At 46.2% G+C, this 18040-nt stretch carries 31 protein-coding genes; all 31 read right to left on the bottom strand.

What is annotated here, in order from left to right:
- Nucleotides 1-26 precede the first annotated feature (26 nt).
- Nucleotides 27-1019, bottom strand: a complete 993-nt coding sequence (locus J4N45_RS01630) for a DNA-directed RNA polymerase subunit alpha (protein ID WP_042478691.1) — start codon at nt 1017-1019, stop codon at nt 27-29.
- A 24-nt stretch (nt 1020-1043) separates the two neighbouring features.
- Nucleotides 1044-1664, bottom strand: a complete 621-nt coding sequence (gene rpsD, locus J4N45_RS01625; protein ID WP_042478689.1) for a 30S ribosomal protein S4 — start codon at nt 1662-1664, stop codon at nt 1044-1046.
- Between the two features lie 27 nt (nt 1665-1691).
- On the bottom strand, nt 1692-2081 hold the full coding sequence (gene rpsK / locus J4N45_RS01620) for a 30S ribosomal protein S11 (RefSeq protein ID WP_001118870.1): 390 nt from the start codon (nt 2079-2081) through the stop codon (nt 1692-1694).
- An 18-nt stretch (nt 2082-2099) separates the two neighbouring features.
- The gene (gene rpsM / locus J4N45_RS01615; RefSeq protein WP_005450559.1) at nt 2100-2456 is read right to left on the bottom strand and encodes a 30S ribosomal protein S13; all 357 of its coding nucleotides are present in this window, start codon (nt 2454-2456) and stop codon (nt 2100-2102) included.
- A 148-nt stretch (nt 2457-2604) separates the two neighbouring features.
- Nucleotides 2605-2721, bottom strand: coding sequence for a 50S ribosomal protein L36 (gene rpmJ, locus J4N45_RS01610; protein ID WP_042478686.1), 117 nt, complete (start codon nt 2719-2721; stop codon nt 2605-2607).
- A 39-nt stretch (nt 2722-2760) separates the two neighbouring features.
- Nucleotides 2761-4095: a preprotein translocase subunit SecY gene (gene secY, locus J4N45_RS01605; protein WP_234494643.1), complete on the bottom strand. Its 1335-nt coding sequence runs from the start codon at nt 4093-4095 to the stop codon at nt 2761-2763.
- A 20-nt stretch (nt 4096-4115) separates the two neighbouring features.
- Complete coding sequence (gene rplO / locus J4N45_RS01600) at nt 4116-4550, bottom strand: 50S ribosomal protein L15 (protein WP_021712509.1); 435 nt, start codon at nt 4548-4550, stop codon at nt 4116-4118.
- A 5-nt stretch (nt 4551-4555) separates the two neighbouring features.
- Nucleotides 4556-4732, bottom strand: a complete 177-nt coding sequence (gene rpmD / locus J4N45_RS01595) for a 50S ribosomal protein L30 (protein WP_004410429.1) — start codon at nt 4730-4732, stop codon at nt 4556-4558.
- Nucleotides 4733-4739: 7 nt separating this feature from the next.
- The gene (gene rpsE, locus J4N45_RS01590) at nt 4740-5240 is read right to left on the bottom strand and encodes a 30S ribosomal protein S5 (protein WP_042478682.1); all 501 of its coding nucleotides are present in this window, start codon (nt 5238-5240) and stop codon (nt 4740-4742) included.
- Between the two features lie 14 nt (nt 5241-5254).
- A complete protein-coding gene (gene rplR / locus J4N45_RS01585; protein WP_038228845.1) occupies nt 5255-5608 on the bottom strand; it encodes a 50S ribosomal protein L18 in 354 nt (117 codons plus the stop codon).
- A 9-nt stretch (nt 5609-5617) separates the two neighbouring features.
- Nucleotides 5618-6151 carry a 50S ribosomal protein L6 gene (gene rplF / locus J4N45_RS01580; RefSeq protein WP_042478679.1) on the bottom strand — a complete coding sequence of 178 codons (534 nt, stop codon included), beginning with the start codon at nt 6149-6151 and terminating at the stop codon, nt 5618-5620.
- A 12-nt stretch (nt 6152-6163) separates the two neighbouring features.
- Nucleotides 6164-6556 carry a 30S ribosomal protein S8 gene (gene rpsH / locus J4N45_RS01575; RefSeq protein ID WP_252013187.1) on the bottom strand — a complete coding sequence of 131 codons (393 nt, stop codon included), beginning with the start codon at nt 6554-6556 and terminating at the stop codon, nt 6164-6166.
- Nucleotides 6557-6585: 29 nt separating this feature from the next.
- A complete protein-coding gene (rpsN, locus tag J4N45_RS01570; protein ID WP_252013185.1) occupies nt 6586-6891 on the bottom strand; it encodes a 30S ribosomal protein S14 in 306 nt (101 codons plus the stop codon).
- Between the two features lie 17 nt (nt 6892-6908).
- On the bottom strand, nt 6909-7448 hold the full coding sequence (rplE, locus tag J4N45_RS01565; RefSeq protein ID WP_006075572.1) for a 50S ribosomal protein L5: 540 nt from the start codon (nt 7446-7448) through the stop codon (nt 6909-6911).
- A 24-nt stretch (nt 7449-7472) separates the two neighbouring features.
- A complete protein-coding gene (gene rplX / locus J4N45_RS01560) occupies nt 7473-7790 on the bottom strand; it encodes a 50S ribosomal protein L24 (protein ID WP_042478676.1) in 318 nt (105 codons plus the stop codon).
- Nucleotides 7791-7801: 11 nt separating this feature from the next.
- On the bottom strand, nt 7802-8173 hold the full coding sequence (gene rplN / locus J4N45_RS01555) for a 50S ribosomal protein L14 (protein ID WP_006075569.1): 372 nt from the start codon (nt 8171-8173) through the stop codon (nt 7802-7804).
- A gap of 160 nt (nt 8174-8333) precedes the next feature.
- Entirely contained in the window at nt 8334-8588 is a 255-nt protein-coding gene (rpsQ, locus tag J4N45_RS01550; RefSeq protein ID WP_042478674.1) for a 30S ribosomal protein S17, read from the bottom strand.
- A complete protein-coding gene (gene rpmC / locus J4N45_RS01545) occupies nt 8588-8779 on the bottom strand; it encodes a 50S ribosomal protein L29 (protein ID WP_004736737.1) in 192 nt (63 codons plus the stop codon). Before rpmC ends, rpsQ begins: the two co-directional genes overlap by 1 nt.
- Nucleotides 8779-9189, bottom strand: coding sequence for a 50S ribosomal protein L16 (gene rplP / locus J4N45_RS01540; protein ID WP_006075723.1), 411 nt, complete (start codon nt 9187-9189; stop codon nt 8779-8781). Before rplP ends, rpmC begins: the two co-directional genes overlap by 1 nt.
- Nucleotides 9190-9200: 11 nt before the next feature.
- Nucleotides 9201-9899 (bottom strand): 30S ribosomal protein S3, encoded by a 699-nt coding sequence (gene rpsC, locus J4N45_RS01535; RefSeq protein WP_112481252.1) that lies wholly within the window; start codon nt 9897-9899, stop codon nt 9201-9203.
- 16 nt (nt 9900-9915) lie between these two features.
- Complete coding sequence (rplV, locus tag J4N45_RS01530) at nt 9916-10248, bottom strand: 50S ribosomal protein L22 (protein WP_042478670.1); 333 nt, start codon at nt 10246-10248, stop codon at nt 9916-9918.
- Between the two features lie 10 nt (nt 10249-10258).
- On the bottom strand, nt 10259-10537 hold the full coding sequence (gene rpsS, locus J4N45_RS01525) for a 30S ribosomal protein S19 (RefSeq protein ID WP_031495622.1): 279 nt from the start codon (nt 10535-10537) through the stop codon (nt 10259-10261).
- A gap of 19 nt (nt 10538-10556) precedes the next feature.
- On the bottom strand, nt 10557-11381 hold the full coding sequence (rplB, locus tag J4N45_RS01520; RefSeq protein ID WP_042478666.1) for a 50S ribosomal protein L2: 825 nt from the start codon (nt 11379-11381) through the stop codon (nt 10557-10559).
- A gap of 15 nt (nt 11382-11396) precedes the next feature.
- Nucleotides 11397-11699: a 50S ribosomal protein L23 gene (gene rplW, locus J4N45_RS01515; protein WP_042478664.1), complete on the bottom strand. Its 303-nt coding sequence runs from the start codon at nt 11697-11699 to the stop codon at nt 11397-11399.
- Complete coding sequence (rplD, locus tag J4N45_RS01510) at nt 11696-12298, bottom strand: 50S ribosomal protein L4 (RefSeq protein WP_042478663.1); 603 nt, start codon at nt 12296-12298, stop codon at nt 11696-11698. Before rplD ends, rplW begins: the two co-directional genes overlap by 4 nt.
- Nucleotides 12299-12314: 16 nt before the next feature.
- Nucleotides 12315-12944: a 50S ribosomal protein L3 gene (gene rplC / locus J4N45_RS01505; protein ID WP_042478661.1), complete on the bottom strand. Its 630-nt coding sequence runs from the start codon at nt 12942-12944 to the stop codon at nt 12315-12317.
- 14 nt (nt 12945-12958) lie between these two features.
- A complete protein-coding gene (rpsJ, locus tag J4N45_RS01500; RefSeq protein WP_031495630.1) occupies nt 12959-13270 on the bottom strand; it encodes a 30S ribosomal protein S10 in 312 nt (103 codons plus the stop codon).
- Between the two features lie 371 nt (nt 13271-13641).
- Nucleotides 13642-14118, bottom strand: coding sequence for a bacterioferritin (gene bfr / locus J4N45_RS01495; RefSeq protein WP_042478657.1), 477 nt, complete (start codon nt 14116-14118; stop codon nt 13642-13644).
- 81 nt (nt 14119-14199) lie between these two features.
- Nucleotides 14200-14388: a (2Fe-2S)-binding protein gene (locus J4N45_RS01490; protein ID WP_252013184.1), complete on the bottom strand. Its 189-nt coding sequence runs from the start codon at nt 14386-14388 to the stop codon at nt 14200-14202.
- A 192-nt stretch (nt 14389-14580) separates the two neighbouring features.
- Nucleotides 14581-15765: an elongation factor Tu gene (gene tuf, locus J4N45_RS01485; protein ID WP_252012881.1), complete on the bottom strand. Its 1185-nt coding sequence runs from the start codon at nt 15763-15765 to the stop codon at nt 14581-14583.
- A 123-nt stretch (nt 15766-15888) separates the two neighbouring features.
- Nucleotides 15889-17985, bottom strand: coding sequence for an elongation factor G (gene fusA, locus J4N45_RS01480; protein ID WP_252013183.1), 2097 nt, complete (start codon nt 17983-17985; stop codon nt 15889-15891).
- Nucleotides 17986-18040: the final 55 nt, after the last annotated feature.

Here is an 18040-nt window from a genome sequence, read left to right as displayed (position 1 = left end):
GACCTAATCCTTCTAACTAGTATCGATTAATCTTCAGCGATAGACGCTGGTGGCCAGTTTTCTAGGCGCATGCCCAGAGACAGACCACGTGATGCAAGTACGTCTTTAATCTCAGTAAGAGATTTTTTACCAAGGTTTGGCGTTTTAAGTAGCTCAACCTCAGTACGCTGTACAAGATCACCGATGTAGTGAATCGCTTCTGCTTTTAGACAGTTAGCAGAGCGAACTGTTAGTTCAAGATCGTCTACAGGACGCAGTAGAATAGGATCGAACTCCGGCTTCTCTTCCTTCTCCTCAGGAACACGTACATCACGAAGATCTACGAATGCATCCAATTGCTCAGCTAGGATAGTAGCTGCGCGACGGATAGCTTCCTCAGGTTCTAGAGTACCGTTCGTTTCCATATCGATAACGAGCTTGTCTAGGTCAGTACGTTGCTCAACACGTGCCGCTTCTACAGCGTAGGCAATTTTGTCTACTGGGCTGTAAGTTGCGTCAACTAGCAAACGACCGATTGGACGCTCATCTTCTTCAGTATGGATACGAGCTGAAGCTGGAACATAACCACGACCACGTTCGACTTTGATTCGCATAGAAATCTCAGCGTTGTCATCCGTTAGGTGACAAATAACGTGTTCTGGGTTAGCGATCTCTACATCACCATCATGGGTGATGTCACCTGCAACAACAGGGCCTGAGCCTGATTTGTTTAATGTAATAAACACTTCGTCTTTGCCTTCAGCAACGCGAACAGCAAGACCTTTCAGGTTAAGAAGAATCTCTAGGATATCTTCTTGTACACCTTCTTTAGTGCTGTACTCGTGCAGAACGCCTTCGATTTCAACTTCAGTCACTGCACAACCTGGCATTGACGAAAGCAAAATACGGCGAAGCGCATTACCTAGAGTGTGACCAAAGCCACGCTCTAATGGCTCAAGAGTTACTTTTGCGTGTGTCGTGCTAACTTGTTCGATGTCAACAAGACGTGGCTTAAGAAATTCTGTTACAGAACCCTGCATTGTGTCCTCTCTTTAGTTTAAACCTTACTTAGAGTAAAGCTCGACGATCAAGTGTTCGTTAATGTCAGCAGATAGATCTGAACGCTCAGGCATACGCTTGAATGTACCTTCCATCTTGCCAGCATCTACTTCAATCCAAGTTGGTTTTTCGCGTTGTTCAGCAACTTCTAGAGCTGCTTTAATACGAGCTTGCTGTTTAGCTTTCTCGCGGATAGAAACAACGTCGTTAGCCGTAATTTTGAATGAAGGAACGTTTACAACATTACCGTTAACTAGGATAGCTTTGTGGCTAACTAGCTGACGTGCTTCTGCGCGAGTTGCACCAAAGCCCATGCGGTAAACTACGTTATCTAGACGACCTTCAAGAAGCTGAAGTAGGTTTTCACCAGTGTTGCCTTTAAGGCGAGCTGCTTCTTTGTAGTAGTTACGGAATTGTTTTTCTAGAACGCCGTAGATACGACGAACTTTTTGCTTCTCACGAAGCTGAACGCCATACTCAGATAGACGACCGCGACGAGCGCCGTGTACACCTGGTGCGTTATCGATTTTACACTTGGTATCGATCGCGCGTACGCCTGACTTAAGGAATAAGTCTGTACCTTCGCGACGGCTAAGCTTCAGCTTAGGACCCAAATATCTTGCCATGATTCTTCTCCAATTATCCTAGAAACGTTATACGCGACGTTTCTTAGGTGGACGACAACCGTTATGAGGGATTGGTGTCGCGTCAACGATGTTCGTGATGCGGAAACCAGCAGCGTTCAGTGCACGAACAGTAGATTCGCGACCTGGACCTGGACCCTTAACCATAACTTCCAAGTTCTTTAGACCGTATTCTTTAGCCATTTCAGCACAACGCTCAGCAGCAACCTGTGCAGCGAACGGAGTAGACTTACGAGAACCACGGAAACCTGAACCACCTGCAGTAGCCCATGCAAGAGCGTTACCTTGACGGTCAGTAATGGTTACGATTGTGTTATTGAAAGAAGCATGGATGTGCGCAACGCCATCTGCAACTTGCTTGCGTACGCGCTTACGAGCGCGAGTTGGTTGTTTAGCCATTGTACTCTACCTTCCCGATTATTTCTTGATCGGCTTACGCGGACCCTTACGGGTGCGAGCGTTGGTTTTAGTACGCTGTCCACGTAGTGGTAGACTGCGACGATGACGAAGACCACGGTAACAGCCAAGGTCCATAAGACGCTTGATGTTCATTGATACTTCACGACGTAGATCACCTTCTACAGTGTACTTAGCTACACCATCACGCAGTTGATCGATCTGCTCTTCAGTTAGTTCACTGATCTTAACATCTTCAGCAATACCCACTTCAGCTAGGATAGCTTGAGAGCGAGTTTTACCGATGCCGTAGATCGCAGTTAGTGCGATTACAGCGTGTTTTTGATCAGGAATGTTAATGCCTGCTATACGGGCCATTATTCACTCCTAGTGTTTCTTTAAAAGAATAGCCGCAGCAAAGCCCGTTATGGATACGCTGCGGAGTGCTACTTCTTTTGCACGCAAAAGGTAGGCCGAGGAATATACTCGACCATACCTTATATTTCAAGTAAAAATTTCTGCTTAATTAGCCTTGGCGCTGCTTGTGCTTTGGCTCACTGCTACAGATAACACGCACAACACCGTTGCGCTTGATAACTTTACAGTTACGGCAGATTTTTTTAACGGAAGCACGAACTTTCATTGCTAAACTCCGTAGATGAAATCTGAGACTACCGCCGAATTAACGGCCGTAACCTTTCAGATTTGCTTTCTTCAACACAGAATCATACTGTTGTGACATCAGATGAGTCTGTACCTGTGCCATAAAGTCCATAATTACTACCACTACGATAAGTAGTGAAGTACCGCCGAAGTAGAAACGTACGTTCCACGCGACCATCATGAACTCGGGAATCAGACAGATAAAGGTAATATATAGAGCACCCGCTAGGGTTAGTCTAGTCATTACTTTATCGATGTATTTCGCTGTCTGCTCACCTGGGCGGATGCCGGGTACGAATGCACCTGACTTCTTCAAGTTATCTGCTGTTTCACGCGGATTGAAAACAAGAGCCGTGTAGAAGAAACAGAAGAAAATAATCGCTGCTGCATAAAGCATTACATACAACGGTTGACCTGGGCTAAGAGCCAATGACACGTCAGTTAACCAACCGAACGCGCTGCTCTCACCATTCTGACCAAACCACTGAGCCAGTGTTCCTGGGAACAGGATAATGCTTGAAGCAAAGATTGCTGGAATAACACCTGCCATGTTGATTTTCAACGGTAGGTGTGTGCTTTGTGCTGCGAAAACCTTACGGCCTTGTTGGCGCTTAGCGTAGTTAACGACGATACGACGTTGACCACGTTCCATAAACACCACAAAGTAAATCACAGCGAAAGCAAGTACAGCAATCAACAACAGAAGAAGTACGTGCAGTTCACCTTGACGCGCTTGCTCGATTGTTTGACCGATTGCCGAAGGCAATCCAGCAACAATACCTGCAAAAATTAGAATGGAAATACCATTACCAATTCCACGCTCTGTAATTTGTTCACCTAACCACATTAGGAACATGGTACCAGTTACTAAACTTACGGTTGCAATTAGCGTAAACATGGTTTGGTCGATAACGACCAGATTATTGACCATGTTTGGAAGGCCAGTTGCGATACCTATTGCCTGGAATGTTGCAAGTACAAGCGTACCATAACGCGTATATTGGCTAATCTTACGACGCCCTGCCTCACCCTCTTTCTTGAGCTCGGCTAACGCTGGATGAACTACCGTTAGCAACTGGACAACAATCGACGCCGAAATATACGGCATGATGCCCAGTGCTAAAATAGATGCACGCTCTAATGCACCACCGGAGAACATGTTAAACATTTCTACGATGGTACCTTTTTGCTGTTCGAACAAATCGGCAAGTACAGCTGCGTCAATACCAGGGATCGGCACAAAAGAGCCGGCACGGAACACTAAAAGTGCGCCTATCACGAATAAAAGTCTAGACTTAAGTTCGTTTAAGCCATTCTTTGCACTACTAAAATCTTGTCCTGGTTTCTTAGCCATCTGTACCTCATCCCTCGAGATTATTCCTCGATTTTACCGCCTGCAGCTTCGATTGCAGCTTTAGCGCCTTTAGTCACGCGTAGACCTTTAACAGTCACAGCTTTGTTGATTTCACCTGAAAGAACAACTTTAACAAATTCGATGTTCTTAGTGATAACGTTAGCTGCTTTAAGGCTGTTTAGGTCAACAACGTCACCAGTTACTTTCGCTAGCTCAGCTAGACGAACTTCAGCAGACACTAGGCTCTTACGAGAAGTGAAACCGAACTTAGGTAGACGCTGTTTCAAAGGCATTTGACCGCCTTCAAAACCTGGACGAACACTGCCGCCAGAACGTGATTTTTGACCTTTGTGACCACGGCCACCAGTTTTACCTAGGCCAGAACCGATACCACGACCTACGCGCTTCTTAGAAGGCTTAGAACCCGCAGCCGGTGATAGAGTATTCAAACGCATTCTGATTACTCCTCAACTTTAACCATGTAGTAAACCTTGTTGATCATACCGCGAACGCACGGAGTATCTTCAAGTTCTACTGTGTGGTTGATTTTACGAAGGCCAAGACCTTTAAGACACGCTTTGTGCTTAGGTAGGCGACCAATTGAGCTCTTAGTTTGAGTTACTTTGATAGTTGCCATGGTGTTCTTACTCCGAAATAGATTCAACAGTTAGACCACGTTTAGCAGCAACCATTTCTGGTGACTTCATGCTACCTAGAGCGTCGATCGTTGCACGAACGATGTTGATAGGGTTCGTAGAACCGTATGCTTTAGATAGTACGTTGTGTACACCTGCAACTTCTAGTACTGCACGCATCGCACCACCTGCGATAACACCCGTACCTTCTGCTGCTGGCTGCATGTAAACTTTAGAGCCAGAGTGGCGACCTTTCACCGGGTGGTGAAGAGTGCCTTCGTTAAGCGCGATCGTAGTCATGTTACGACGTGCTTTTTCCATTGCTTTTTGAATCGCAGCAGGTACTTCACGAGCTTTGCCGTAACCGAAACCTACACGACCGTTACCGTCACCAACTACTGTTAGTGCAGTGAAGCTCATGATTCGACCACCTTTAACCGTCTTAGAAACACGGTTAACGGCGATTAGCTTTTCTTGCAAATCACTAGCTTGTTGTTGTTCTTTAGCCATCTTCCAACCCTACCTTAGAATTTCAGACCAGCTTCGCGAGCAGATTCTGCTAGCGCCGCTACTCGACCGTGGTATTGGAAACCAGAACGATCGAATGCAACAGCAGATACGCCTTTTTCAAGCGCGCGCTCAGCAACAGCTTTACCTACTGCTTTAGCTGCATCGATGTTACCAGTACTCTTAACTTCTTCACGAATTGCTTTTTCTACCGTAGAAGCGGCTGCGATTACTTCAGAGCCGTTCGCTGCGATTACTTGAGCGTAAACGTGACGAGGAGTACGGTGTACTACTAGGCGAGTTGCACCCAGTTCTGCAATCTTACGACGTGCACGTGTAGCACGACGGATGCGAGATGCTTTCTTATCCATAGTGTTACCTTACTTCTTCTTAGCTTCTTTAGTACGCACATTTTCATCTGCGTAACGAACACCTTTACCTTTGTAAGGCTCAGGCTCACGGTAAGAACGAATGTCAGCTGCAACTTGACCAACTAGTTGCTTATCACAACCAGTAATGATGATCTCAGTTTGGCTAGGACATTCAGCTTTAATACCCGCTGGCAACTCGTGCTCAACTGGGTGAGAGAAGCCTAGTGTTAGACCTACAGCGTTGCCTTTGATAGCAGCACGGTAACCAACACCTTTAAGAGTTAGCTTCTTAGTAAAGCCTTCAGTAACACCAACAACCATGTTGTTAACTAGTGCACGTGCAGTACCTGCCTGTGCCCATGCGTTAGCAACACCGTCGCGAGGACCGAAAGTAAGGTTGTTCTCTTCTTGCGCAATAACTACAGCGTTGTTTAGAACGCGAGTTAGTTCGCCTTTAGCGCCTTTAACAGTCACTTCTTGACCGTTAAGTTTCACCTCTACGCCAGCTGGAATAGCGACAGGTGCCTTAGCAACACGAGACATAATCTACTCCTATTAAGCTACGTAACAGATGATTTCACCGCCAAGACCCGCTTTACGCGCAGCGCGGTCTGACATCAGACCCTTGGAAGTAGAAACAACAGCAATACCCAAACCGCCCATCACAGTTGGTAGCGAGTCTTTGTTTTTGTAGACACGCAGACCAGGACGTGAAACACGTTTGATTTGCTCAATTACAGGTTTCGCTTGGAAGTACTTAAGAGTAACTTCTAGCTCAGGTTTTGCTTCGCCTTCAACAGCGAAGTCAACGATGTAGCCTTCAGCTTTTAGTAGTGCAGCAATTGCAACTTTAAGCTTTGAAGAAGGCATTTTAACAGCAACTTTGTTTGCTGACTGACCGTTACGAATGCGGGTCAGCATATCCGAAATCGGATCTTGCATGCTCATAAGATTTACTCCAAATGATTAAGTGGCAATTACCAGCTAGCCTTACGAAGTCCAGGAATCTCGCCTTTCATGCAAGCTTCGCGAACTTTGATACGGCTTAGACCGAACTTACGTAGGTAACCGTGTGGACGACCAGTTTGGTTGCAACGGTTGCGCTGACGTGATGCACTTGAATCACGTGGAAGAGCTTGCAGTTTAAGAACTGCGTTCCAACGATCTTCTTCTGATGCGTTTACATCGCTGATGATAGCTTTTAGAGCTGAGCGCTTTTCAGCAAACTTAGCTACTAGCTTCGCGCGTTTTGCTTCGCGCGCTTTCATTGATTGTTTAGCCATAACAGTAACCCTTCACCTTACTTACGGAATGGGAAGTTAAAGGCAGCCAGCAGAGCTCGGCCTTCCTCATCGTTTGCAGCAGACGTCGTAATAGTGATGTCTAGGCCACGAACACGGTCTACTTTATCGTAGTCGATTTCCGGGAAGATGATTTGCTCGCGAACGCCCATGCTGTAGTTACCGCGTCCGTCAAAAGACTTAGCGCTAACGCCACGGAAGTCACGTACACGTGGAAGTGCGATAGAGATTAAACGCTCTAAAAATTCCCACATACGTTCGCCACGCAAGGTTACTTTACAACCAATTGGGTAGCCTTCACGAATTTTGAAACCTGCAACAGATTTACGCGCTTTAGTGATAAGAGGCTTTTGACCAGAGATCGTTGCCATATCAGCTGCTGCGTTTTCTAGCAGTTTCTTATCGTTGATTGCTTCACCAACGCCCATGTTTAGGGTGATTTTCTCAATCCTAGGGACTTGCATGACGCTTGAGTAGTTGAATTGTTTGGTCAATTCAGCAACTACAGACGACTTGTAGTAATCATGCAGTTTCGCCATAGTAGAACTCCAAATTACTTTCTATTAGTTAGAAACAGTTTCGCCGTTAGACTTGAAGAAACGAACTTTCTTGCCATCTTCGATACGGAAACCGATGCGGTCAGCTTTACCAGTAGCCGCGTTAAAGATTGCAACGTTAGAAGCGTCAATTGCTGCTTCTTGCTCAACGATGCCACCTTGTTGACCTAGAGCCGGTTGTGGCTTTTGGTGCTTCTTAACAAGGTTGATACCTTCAACGATAACTTTACCAGTTGCTAGAACCTTAGTTACTTTACCTTTCTTGCCTTTATCTTTACCAGCAAGAACGATTACTTCGTCATTACGACGGATTTTAGCTGCCATTTTATAGCTCCTTACAGTACTTCAGGTGCTAGTGAAACAATTTTCATGAATTTCGCGTTACGAAGTTCACGAGTCACTGGACCAAAGATACGTGTGCCGACTGGTTGCTCAGTAGTGTCGTTCAACAATACACAAGCATTACGGTCGAAGCGAATGACAGAACCGTCTGGACGACGTACGCCTTTACGGGTGCGAACTACTACCGCCTTCAGAACATCACCTTTTTTAACTTTACCGCGAGGAATTGCTTCTTTCACAGTAACTTTGATGATGTCGCCGATGTGTGCGTAACGACGGTGTGAGCCACCCAGAACCTTAATACACATTACCTTGCGCGCGCCAGAGTTATCTGCTGCGTCAAGTGTACTTTGCATTTGGATCATTGTTAGTGCTCCGCTAAATATTAAAAACTAGACCCTCTCGGGTCGGGCTGCCTCTTTAAAGGGACGCGAATTGTACCACCCTTTTTTGTGATTGGGTAGACAAAAAATAAGCGGCCCCAAAAATAATTTGGAGCCGCTTGATTTCGCTATAGAAAAACGATTAAATTTTCGCTTTTTCTACGATGCTTACCAAAGTCCAAGACTTAGTCTTAGACAGTGGACGGCACTCACGAACTTCAACAGTGTCGCCAATGCCACACTCGTTGTTTTCGTCATGTGCGTGTAGTTTAGTCGTACGCTTTACGAATTTACCGTAAATTGGGTGTTTAACCATGCGTTCGATTGCAACAACAATAGACTTGTCGCCTTTGTTGCTAATTACACGACCTAGTTGAGTACGGATTTGTTCGCTCATTATGCGCCTGCCTTCTCAGTCAAAACAGTTTTCACACGTGCGATATCACGGCGTACAGCTTTTAGAGTATGAGTTTGCTGAAGCTGACCAGTAGCAGCTTGCATGCGCAAGTTGAACTGTTCACGTAGCAAATTCAAAAGCTCAGCGTTAAGCTCTTCAACGTTTTTTTCGCGTAGATCTTGTGCTTTCATCACATCACCTGCTTAGTTACAAATGTAGTTTTGAACGGCAGTTTGCGAGCCGCTAGGCGGAACGCTTCACGTGCCAACTCTTCAGGTACACCGTCCATTTCGTACATAACCTTACCAGGTTGGATTTGGGCTACCCAGTACTCAACGTTACCTTTACCCTTACCTTGACGAACTTCTAGTGGTTTTTCTGTGATAGGCTTGTCTGGGAATACACGAATCCAGATTTTACCTTGACGCTTAACGTGACGCGTCATTGCACGACGAGCCGCTTCGATCTGACGAGCAGTAAGACGACCACGACCAACAGCCTTAAGACCGAATGTGCCGAAGCTTACGTCTGTACCTTTAGCTAGACCACGGTTGCGACCAGTCTGAACCTTACGGAACTTAGTACGTTTAGGTTGTAGCATCTGTCGACTCCTTACTTACGGCCTTTGCGCTGCTTCTTAGGCTTATCGCCTTTTGGCTCTACAGCGTTAGCTGCTGGCATACCGCCTAGAATCTCACCTTTGAAGATCCAAACTTTAATGCCGATCACACCGTATTGAGTGTGAGCCGAAGAAGTTGCGTAATCAATGTCAGCACGTAGAGTGTGTAGAGGCACACGGCCTTCACGGTACCACTCAGAACGTGCGATTTCAGCGCCGCCTAGACGACCACTTACTTCCACTTTGATACCTTTAGCGCCAAGACGCATTGCATTTTGTACCGCACGCTTCATAGCACGACGGAACATAACACGACGCTCAAGTTGAGACGCGATGCTATCAGCCACAAGTTGGCCGTCTAGCTCAGGCTTACGTACTTCAGCGATGTTAATTTGCGCTGGTACACCTGCGATTTTAGCTACAGCTGCGCGTAGCTTCTCAACGTCTTCACCTTTCTTACCGATAACAACGCCAGGACGAGCAGTGTGAATAGTCACACGGATGCTCTTAGCTGGACGCTCGATAACGATACGTGAAAGAGACGCTTTTGCTAGTTCCTTAGTAAGGAACTGACGTACCTTGAAGTCGCCGTCTAGGTTGTCAGCGAAATCTTTGGTGTTAGCAAACCATGTAGCATTCCAAGGCTTAACGATGCCAAGACGAATACCATTAGGATGTACTTTCTGACCCATTGCTTATCTCCTAGTCTTAAGCGTCTGCAACAACAACAGTGATGTGGCAAGAACGCTTCAAGATACGGTCGGCACGGCCTTTAGCACGAGGCATAATACGCTTCATGATAGGGCCTTCATCTACGAAGATTTTTGCGACTGAAAGATCGTCGATATCTGCACCTTCGTTGTGTTCCGCATTCGCGATTGCTGATTCAAGAACTTTCTTAACTAGTTCAGCAGCTTTTTTGTTGCTGAAAGTTAGTAGTTCAAGAGCTTGATCCACGCTTTTACCGCGGATTTGGTCTGCAACTAAGCGAGCTTTCTGTGGAGAAATACGAGCAAAGTTATGTTTAGCGATAGCTTCCATCATCTACTCCTTATTTCTTCTTAGCTTTCTTATCCGCAGCGTGGCCGCGGTAAGTGCGAGTTGGTGCAAATTCACCCAGTTTGTGACCGATCATTTCTTCGGTAACGAAAACTGGTACGTGCTGACGACCATTATGGACAGCGATGGTCAAACCAATCATTGATGGGATGATCATTGAACGACGGGACCAAGTCTTAACAGGCTTTTTGTCTCCGCTTTCCACCGCTTTCTCTACCTTCTTCAGCAAGTGTAGGTCAATAAAAGGACCTTTCTTGAGAGAACGTGGCATGGCGATTCCTCTTTATAGATTACTTGTTACGACGACGTACGATGTACTTGTCAGTGCGCTTGTTCTTACGAGTCTTAAAGCCTTTAGTTGGCTGACCCCAAGGAGATACTGGGTGACGGCCACCAGAAGTACGACCTTCACCACCACCGTGTGGGTGGTCTACCGGGTTCATTACCACACCGCGAACGGTTGGACGAACACCGCGCCAGCGGCTAGCACCAGCTTTACCTAGTTCACGTAGCATGTGCTCAGCATTACCAACTTCACCGATTGTTGCACGGCCTTCTGATAGTACTTTGCGCATTTCGCCAGAACGTAGGCGTAGAGTTACATATGCACCATCGCGAGCGATGATTTGTGCGTATGCACCTGCAGAACGAGCAATTTGTGCACCTTTACCAGGCTTAAGTTCAACACAGTGTACTGTAGAACCTACTGGGATGTTGCGCATCGGCAGAGTGTTACCTGCTTTGATAGGCGCATCAACACCAGACTGGATAGAGTCACCCGCTTGGATGCCTTTTGGTGCAATGATGTAGCGACGCTCACCGTCTGCGTACAGAACTAGAGCGATGTTTGCGCTACGGTTTGGATCGTATTCTAGGCGCTCAACTTTCGCTGGGATGCCATCTTTAGTACGTTTGAAGTCAACCAAACGGTAGTGATGTTTGTGACCACCACCAATGTGACGTACTGTGATACGACCGTTGTTGTTACGACCACCGTTCTTAGAGTTTTTCTCTAGAAGTGGAGCGTAAGGCTTACCTTTGTGAAGGTCAGCGTTAACAACTTTAACTACGTGACGACGACCAGGGGAAGTCGGCTTACATTTAACAATAGCCATTGTTTAACTCTCCTGTTATTCCGCACCGCCAACGAAGTCAAGATCTTGACCTTCCGCCAGAGTCACATACGCCTTCTTAACGTCGCTGCGGCGACCTTGACGTAGACCTTGACGCTTAGTCTTACCCTTAAGAACAAGAGTATTTACAGTCTTAACTTCAACTTCAAATAGCTTTTCTACAGCTGCTTTGATCTCTTTCTTAGTTGCATCTTTAGCTACTTTGAAAACGATAGTGTTCGCTTTCTCAGCTGCCATAGTTGCTTTTTCAGAGATGTGCGGAGCACGTAGAACTTTTAGGATACGCTCTTCAGTGATCATGCTAGCATCTCCTCAACTTGTTTAACTGCAGCAGCAGTAATAACAACTTTGTCGAACGCGATTAGAGAAACTGGGTCAATACCAGCTACGTCACGTGCGTCAACTTTGTATAGGTTACGAGCAGCTAGGAATAGATTCTCATCTACTTCGCTAGTCACGATTAGCGCATCTGTAAGCTCAAGCTCTTTAAGCTTAGCTACAAGCTCTTTAGTTTTTGGAGCTTCTACAGAGAAGTTATCAACAACGATTAGACGCTCTTGACGAACTAGCTCAGAAAGAATGCTCTTCATAGCACCGCGGTACATTTTCTTGTTAACTTTTTGGCTGTGATCTTGTGGTTTCGCAGCAAAAGTAACACCACCTGTACGCCAGATTGGGCTACGAATTGTACCAGCACGTGCACGGCCAGTACCTTTTTGACGCCATGGCTTAGCGCCACCGCCAGATACTTCAGAACGAGTCTTTTGAGCACGAGTACCTTGACGAGCACCTGCTGCATAAGCAACAACTACTTGGTGTACTAGAGCTTCGTTGAAGTCACGTCCGAAAGTAGTCTCGGAAACAGTTAGTGCATCAGCACCTTTAACCATCAATTCCATTACTTACTCCTAGACGTTAAGCTTTAATAGCTGGTTTAACGATCACGTTGCCGCCTGTTGAGCCTGGTACTGCACCTTTGATAAGAAGCAGATTGCGCTCAGCGTCAACACGTACGATCTCTAGGTTTTGAGTCGTTACACGCTCAGCACCCATGTGACCTGCCATTTTTTTGCCTTTAAATACGCGACCTGGAGTTTGGCACTGACCAATTGAACCCGGAGCACGGTGAGACAAAGAGTTACCGTGAGTAGCATCTTGAGTAGAGAAGTTCCAACGCTTAACAGCGCCTTGGAAGCCTTTACCTTTAGAAGTACCAGTAACGTCTACTTTTTTAACGTCGTTGAATAGTTCTACGTTTAGCTCAGCGCCAACTGCGAACTCTTCGCCGTTTTCCAAACGGAATTCCCAAAGACCGCGACCTGCTTCAACACCTGCTTTCGCAAAGTGGCCAGCTTCTGGCTTAGAAACACGGCTAGCTTTCTTCTCGCCTGCAGTTACCTGGATTGCTGCATAACCGTCTGCTTCAAGTGTACGTACTTGAGTTACACGGTTCGCTTCAACCTCAACAACTGTTACAGGGATAGAAACGCCTTCTTCGGTAAAAATGCGGGTCATACCCACTTTACGTCCGACTAGACCAATCATTCTTCTAATCTCCCTTAACCTAGGCTGATTTGAACATCAACGCCAGCAGCAAGATCAAGACGCATTAGAGCGTCAACAGTTTTGTCTGTTGGCTCAACGATGTCGATCAAACGCTTGTGAGTACGGATTTCGTACTGGTCACGTGCATCTTTGTTGACGTGTGGAGAGATAAGAACAGTGAAACGCTCTTTACGAGTAGGTAGTGGAATTGGACCACGAACCTGTGCGCCGGTACGCTTAGCTGTTTCAACGATTTCCGCAGTTGACTGGTCGATTAGTTTATAATCGAAAGCCTTTAGGCGGATACGAATACGTTGGTTCTGCATGAGACAGAGCTCCAATAATTAAAAATTACACAAACAATATCGCCACTCATACTCGCGAAGGCGAGAGAATGCCGATTGATTTATGTGAAACCGTAGCACTCTAATTGAGCGCATTGTCAGCTAATTTTCGATTCACTCACTGCTAGGCAGAGAGTCAATTGTATTAACTGCGAACATAAGCTGAGTCTACGTTACTAAGCACCTTGCCGAGGCAATTTGCTTACTCCTCTTTGCTCATTGGTTCACAACTGAACTAAGTCAGTGGGCGGTATTATACAGATCACAAAACGGGATGCAATAGGTGGGGGAAAATTAAACGAATTTTGTTTTAGGGCCTAGTGGCTTGATACTAGACCCTAGATTTTAGTGTCTTACTCTTCATCGACAAACTGAGCTTGTAGGTAGTTCTCTATCCCCACTTTCTCGATGAGTCCAAGTTGGGTTTCGAGCCAATCAACGTGCTCCTCTTCATCATTTAAGATGTCTTGGAACAAGTCACGAGACACAAAGTCTCTAGTATCTTCAGCGTAGGCAATGGCATCCTTTAAGTCGGGGATTGCGATCATTTCCAATTTCAAATCACATTCGAGCATCTCTTTAGTGTCTTCACCAATCATCAGTTTCCCGAGATCTTGGAGATTAGGAAGCCCTTCGAGAAACAAGATACGCTCTATGAGATGGTCTGCATGTTTCATCTCATCGATAGATTCGTGATATTCCTTATCTGCTAGGTGCTTTAAGCCCCAGTCTTTATACATTCTTGCGTGTAGGAAGTATTGATTGATAGCAACGAGTTCGTTGCCGAGAATTTTATTGAGATGTTGAATGATGATTGGATCGCCTTTCATGACAAAGCCCTCCTCTTTGGCTCACTATTAACTGTAGAACCTATTAGGGAGGTGTCAAAGTAACCTGGCGAAGGTTTTGGGTTAGCTTACTTTTGCAAGCTGCAGCGCCTGTGTTTCACTTAAGATTTCTTTTGCTTGTTTAACGCATTTACCACATTGGGAGCCAAGAGACGTGCACCTTCTGATAGTACGCATATCACTAATGCCCTCTTCCAGAGCAAGCTTACGCAATTTTTTATCAGAGATGCCGTGGCATAAACAAACAAACATAAAACAACCTTTCACAATTCACGGGGTAGAATATAAACGAGAATTGTTAGCATTACCAGTGCTATTTTAGCTAAATTTACGCAGCTCGGCTAAGTATCTGAACAGACGTTAGATTTATTTTCAGATAAAAAAAGAGGAGCCTAAGCTCCTCTTTTCGCGTTTATTGCGATTATTGCGATTATCAACTAAATATTAGTCGAAGATCTTAGCAACAACACCAGCACCTACAGTACGGCCACCTTCACGGATAGCGAAACGTAGGCCTTCATCCATTGCGATTGGAGCGATTAGCTCAACTTTCATTTGGATGTTGTCGCCAGGCATTACCATTTCTACGCCTTCTGGTAGAGAGATGTCACCAGTTACGTCAGTTGTACGGAAGTAGAACTGTGGACGGTAGCCTTTGAAGAACGGAGTATGACGGCCGCCTTCGTCTTTAGAAAGTACGTATACTTCAGACTCGAACTTAGTGTGTGGGTTGATTGAGCCAGGAGCTGCAAGAACTTGACCACGTTCAACTTCGTCACGCTTAGTACCACGTAGAAGTGCACCAACGTTCTCACCAGCACGACCTTCGTCAAGAAGCTTACGGAACATCTCAACACCAGTACAAGTAGTAGTTGTAGTCTCTTTGATACCTACGATTTCTACTTCGTCACCTACGCGTAGGATACCACGCTCGATACGACCAGTTACAACAGTACCACGACCTTGGATCGAGAATACGTCTTCGATTGGTAGTAGGAATGGTTGGTCTACTGCACGCTCTGGCTCTGGGATGTAAGAGTCTAGTGCTTCAGCAAGCTCAACGATTTTGTCTTCCCACTGCTTCTCGCCGTTTAGAGCGCCTAGTGCAGAACCTTGGATAACTGGTAGGTCATCACCTGGGAATTCGTACTCAGATAGAAGTTCACGAACTTCCATTTCTACTAGCTCTAGAAGCTCTTCATCGTCAACCATGTCACATTTGTTCATGAATACGATGATGTATGGGATACCAACCTGACGGCCTAGTAGGATGTGCTCACGAGTCTGAGGCATTGGGCCGTCAGTTGCAGCAACAACTAGGATACCACCGTCCATCTGTGCAGCACCAGTGATCATGTTCTTAACATAATCCGCGTGTCCTGGACAGTCTACGTGTGCGTAGTGACGAGTTGGAGTGTCGTACTCAACGTGAGAAGTTGCGATTGTGATACCGCGCTCACGCTCTTCTGGAGCGTTATCGATAGATGCGAAGTCTTTCGCTTCACCGCCGTACACTTTAGCTAGAGTAGTACAGATTGCAGCAGTTAGAGTTGTTTTACCGTGGTCAACGTGGCCGATAGTACCAACGTTAACGTGCGGTTTAGTACGTTCAAATTTTTCTTTAGACACGATCGTGTTCCTTCCTAGTTATGATTCGCCCCGAGAACGAATTTTGTCGGGGCGCGCCAGAATTTGCTATTTTATGCGTCAATTTTACTCAACGCAACAGATTCATTACTAAACAATAGCTGATTAGCTGCGCTGTGCAATAATCGCATCAGCCACATTCTTCGGAGTCTCAGCGTATTCGCTAAATTCCATCGAATATGACGCACGACCTTGGGTCGCACTACGCAAGTCAGTTGCGTAACCAAACATCTCAGAGAGCGGTACTTGTGCACGGATGATCTTAAGACCAGCGTGGCCGTCATCCATACCTTCGATCATGCCGCGGCGACGGTTAAGGTCACCAACAACATCACCCATCCAATCTTCTGGAGTCGTTACTTCAACCTTCATCATTGGCTCAAGCAGAACAGGTTGTGCTTCAAGCGCACCTTTTCTGAAGGCCATCGAGCCGGCGATCTTAAACGCCATCTCGCTAGAGTCGACATCATGGTAAGAGCCATCGTACAGCGTTGCTTTGACATCCAGTACAGGATAGCCAGCAAGAACACCGTTGTTCATCTGCTCTTCGATACCTTTCGATACCGAGCTGATGTATTCCTTAGGAACCACACCACCCACGATCTCGTCAACGAACACAAACCCTTCACCCGCTTCAGATGGCTCAAGCTTAAGCCATACGTGACCATATTGACCACGACCACCTGATTGGCGAACAAATTTGCCTTCAACTTCTGTGCTGCCGCGAATCGTTTCGCGGTACGCAACTTGAGGTTTACCCACGTTGCAATCAACACTGAATTCACGCTTCATACGGTCAACGATGATGTCTAGGTGAAGCTCACCCATACCTGAAATTAGCGTTTGGCCAGTTTCATCATCGGTTTCCACACGGAACGACGGGTCTTCTGCGGCTAGTTTACCTAGCGCAATACCCATTTTCTCTTGGTCAGCTTGAGAGCGAGGCTCTACCGCGATCTGAATAACTGGCTCAGGGAATTCCATGCGCTCAAGAATCACTTTGTGGTTCTGGTCACACAGGGTATCACCTGTCGTTACGTCTTTCAGACCAATCGCTGCTGCAATGTCACCCGCACGAACTTCTTTTACTTCTTCGCGCTTGTTCGAGTGCATCTGAACGATACGGCCAAAGCGTTCACGCTTTTGCTTCACTGAGTTATAAACGGCATCACCCGAGTTTACGACACCTGAGTAAACGCGCATAAACGCAAGGGTGCCTACAAACGGGTCAGTTGCAATCTTAAATGCAAGTGCAGCGAATGGTTCGTTGTCGTCAGCATGACGCTCTACTTCGTTCTCATCATCGTCGATACCTTTGATCGCAGGTACGTCTACTGGAGAAGGAAGGTATTCGATAACCGCGTCTAGTACCGCTTGTACACCTTTGTTCTTAAATGCACTACCACATGTTGCGAGTACAATTTCGTTATTTAGTGTACGAGCACGTAGACCCGCCTTGATTTCAGCTTCCGTTAGTTCGCCTTCTTCAAGGTATTTATCCATTAACTCTTCGCTTGCTTCTGCAGCGGCTTCAACCATGTTGTTGCGCCACTCTTCCGCTTCATCTTGCAGTTCTGCTGGAATCTCTTCGTAAGTGAAGGTCATGCCTTGATCGGCATCGTTCCAGTTGATTGCTTTCATCTTGATTAGGTCGATGACACCTTTGAACTCATCTTCTGCACCAATATTTAATTGGATTGGAACTGGGTTCGCACCAAGACGATTTTTAATTTGGTCCACAACGCGTAGGAAGTCTGCGCCTGCACGGTCCATCTTGTTCACAAATACCATACGTGGAACGTGATATTTATCAGCTTGACGCCATACAGTTTCAGACTGAGGTTCAACACCTGATGAGCCACAGAATACAACCACTGCACCATCAAGCACACGCAAAGAACGCTCTACTTCGATAGTAAAGTCAACGTGTCCAGGGGTATCAATGATGTTTACGCGATGATCTTGGAATTGTGCTTCCATACCACGCCAGAAGGTAGTAGTCGCAGCAGATGTGATAGTGATACCACGCTCTTGCTCCTGCTCCATCCAGTCCATGGTTGCAGCACCATCGTGAACTTCGCCGATTTTGTGAGAAAGGCCAGTGTAGAACAGAATACGCTCACTTGTGGTTGTTTTACCTGCATCTACGTGAGCAACGATACCGATATTACGATAGCGCTCAATAGGAGTTTTACGAGCCACGATTGTATCCTCTTACTAAGGTTAACCTTAGAGTATAGAAAAGTGCTGCGAGAGA

The sequence above is a fragment of the Vibrio sp. SCSIO 43140 genome (genome assembly GCF_023716585.1).
Lineage (GTDB): Bacteria > Pseudomonadota > Gammaproteobacteria > Enterobacterales > Vibrionaceae > Vibrio > Vibrio maritimus_B.
Note: the sequence above shows the minus strand (reverse complement) of the source record. Positions and strands in the feature narration are given on the sequence as shown.

Excerpts from the sequence above, each read along its gene's own strand:
- J4N45_RS01630 (WP_042478691.1), bottom strand. The coding sequence starts at position 1,019 with ATGCAGGGTTCTGTAACAGAATTTCTTAAGCCACGTCTTGTTGACATC.
- rpsD (WP_042478689.1), bottom strand. The coding sequence starts at position 1,664 with ATGGCAAGATATTTGGGTCCTAAGCTGAAGCTTAGCCGTCGCGAAGGT.
- rpsK (WP_001118870.1), bottom strand. The coding sequence starts at position 2,081 with ATGGCTAAACAACCAACTCGCGCTCGTAAGCGCGTACGCAAGCAAGTT.
- rpsM (WP_005450559.1), bottom strand. The coding sequence starts at position 2,456 with ATGGCCCGTATAGCAGGCATTAACATTCCTGATCAAAAACACGCTGTA.
- rpmJ (WP_042478686.1), bottom strand. The coding sequence starts at position 2,721 with ATGAAAGTTCGTGCTTCCGTTAAAAAAATCTGCCGTAACTGTAAAGTT.
- secY (WP_234494643.1), bottom strand. The coding sequence starts at position 4,095 with ATGGCTAAGAAACCAGGACAAGATTTTAGTAGTGCAAAGAATGGCTTA.
- rplO (WP_021712509.1), bottom strand. The coding sequence starts at position 4,550 with ATGCGTTTGAATACTCTATCACCGGCTGCGGGTTCTAAGCCTTCTAAG.
- rpmD (WP_004410429.1), bottom strand. The coding sequence starts at position 4,732 with ATGGCAACTATCAAAGTAACTCAAACTAAGAGCTCAATTGGTCGCCTA.
- rpsE (WP_042478682.1), bottom strand. The coding sequence starts at position 5,240 with ATGGCTAAAGAACAACAACAAGCTAGTGATTTGCAAGAAAAGCTAATC.
- rplR (WP_038228845.1), bottom strand. The coding sequence starts at position 5,608 with ATGGATAAGAAAGCATCTCGCATCCGTCGTGCTACACGTGCACGTCGT.
- rplF (WP_042478679.1), bottom strand. The coding sequence starts at position 6,151 with ATGTCTCGTGTTGCTAAGGCACCTGTCGCTATTCCAGCTGGCGTAGAG.
- rpsH (WP_252013187.1), bottom strand. The coding sequence starts at position 6,556 with ATGAGCATGCAAGATCCGATTTCGGATATGCTGACCCGCATTCGTAAC.
- rpsN (WP_252013185.1), bottom strand. The coding sequence starts at position 6,891 with ATGGCTAAACAATCAATGAAAGCGCGCGAAGCAAAACGCGCGAAGCTA.
- rplE (WP_006075572.1), bottom strand. The coding sequence starts at position 7,448 with ATGGCGAAACTGCATGATTACTACAAGTCGTCTGTAGTTGCTGAATTG.
- rplX (WP_042478676.1), bottom strand. The coding sequence starts at position 7,790 with ATGGCAGCTAAAATCCGTCGTAATGACGAAGTAATCGTTCTTGCTGGT.
- rplN (WP_006075569.1), bottom strand. The coding sequence starts at position 8,173 with ATGATCCAAATGCAAAGTACACTTGACGCAGCAGATAACTCTGGCGCG.
- rpsQ (WP_042478674.1), bottom strand. The coding sequence starts at position 8,588 with ATGAGCGAACAAATCCGTACTCAACTAGGTCGTGTAATTAGCAACAAA.
- rpmC (WP_004736737.1), bottom strand. The coding sequence starts at position 8,779 with ATGAAAGCACAAGATCTACGCGAAAAAAACGTTGAAGAGCTTAACGCT.
- rplP (WP_006075723.1), bottom strand. The coding sequence starts at position 9,189 with ATGCTACAACCTAAACGTACTAAGTTCCGTAAGGTTCAGACTGGTCGC.
- rpsC (WP_112481252.1), bottom strand. The coding sequence starts at position 9,899 with ATGGGTCAGAAAGTACATCCTAATGGTATTCGTCTTGGCATCGTTAAG.
- rplV (WP_042478670.1), bottom strand. The coding sequence starts at position 10,248 with ATGGAAGCTATCGCTAAACATAACTTTGCTCGTATTTCTCCACAGAAA.
- rpsS (WP_031495622.1), bottom strand. The coding sequence starts at position 10,537 with ATGCCACGTTCTCTCAAGAAAGGTCCTTTTATTGACCTACACTTGCTG.
- rplB (WP_042478666.1), bottom strand. The coding sequence starts at position 11,381 with ATGGCTATTGTTAAATGTAAGCCGACTTCCCCTGGTCGTCGTCACGTA.
- rplW (WP_042478664.1), bottom strand. The coding sequence starts at position 11,699 with ATGATCACTGAAGAGCGTATCCTAAAAGTTCTACGTGCTCCGCACATC.
- rplD (WP_042478663.1), bottom strand. The coding sequence starts at position 12,298 with ATGGAATTGATGGTTAAAGGTGCTGATGCACTAACTGTTTCCGAGACT.
- rplC (WP_042478661.1), bottom strand. The coding sequence starts at position 12,944 with ATGATTGGTCTAGTCGGACGTAAAGTGGGTATGACCCGCATTTTTACC.
- rpsJ (WP_031495630.1), bottom strand. The coding sequence starts at position 13,270 with ATGCAGAACCAACGTATTCGTATCCGCCTAAAGGCTTTCGATTATAAA.
- bfr (WP_042478657.1), bottom strand. The coding sequence starts at position 14,118 with ATGAAAGGCGATCCAATCATCATTCAACATCTCAATAAAATTCTCGGC.
- J4N45_RS01490 (WP_252013184.1), bottom strand. The coding sequence starts at position 14,388 with ATGTTTGTTTGTTTATGCCACGGCATCTCTGATAAAAAATTGCGTAAG.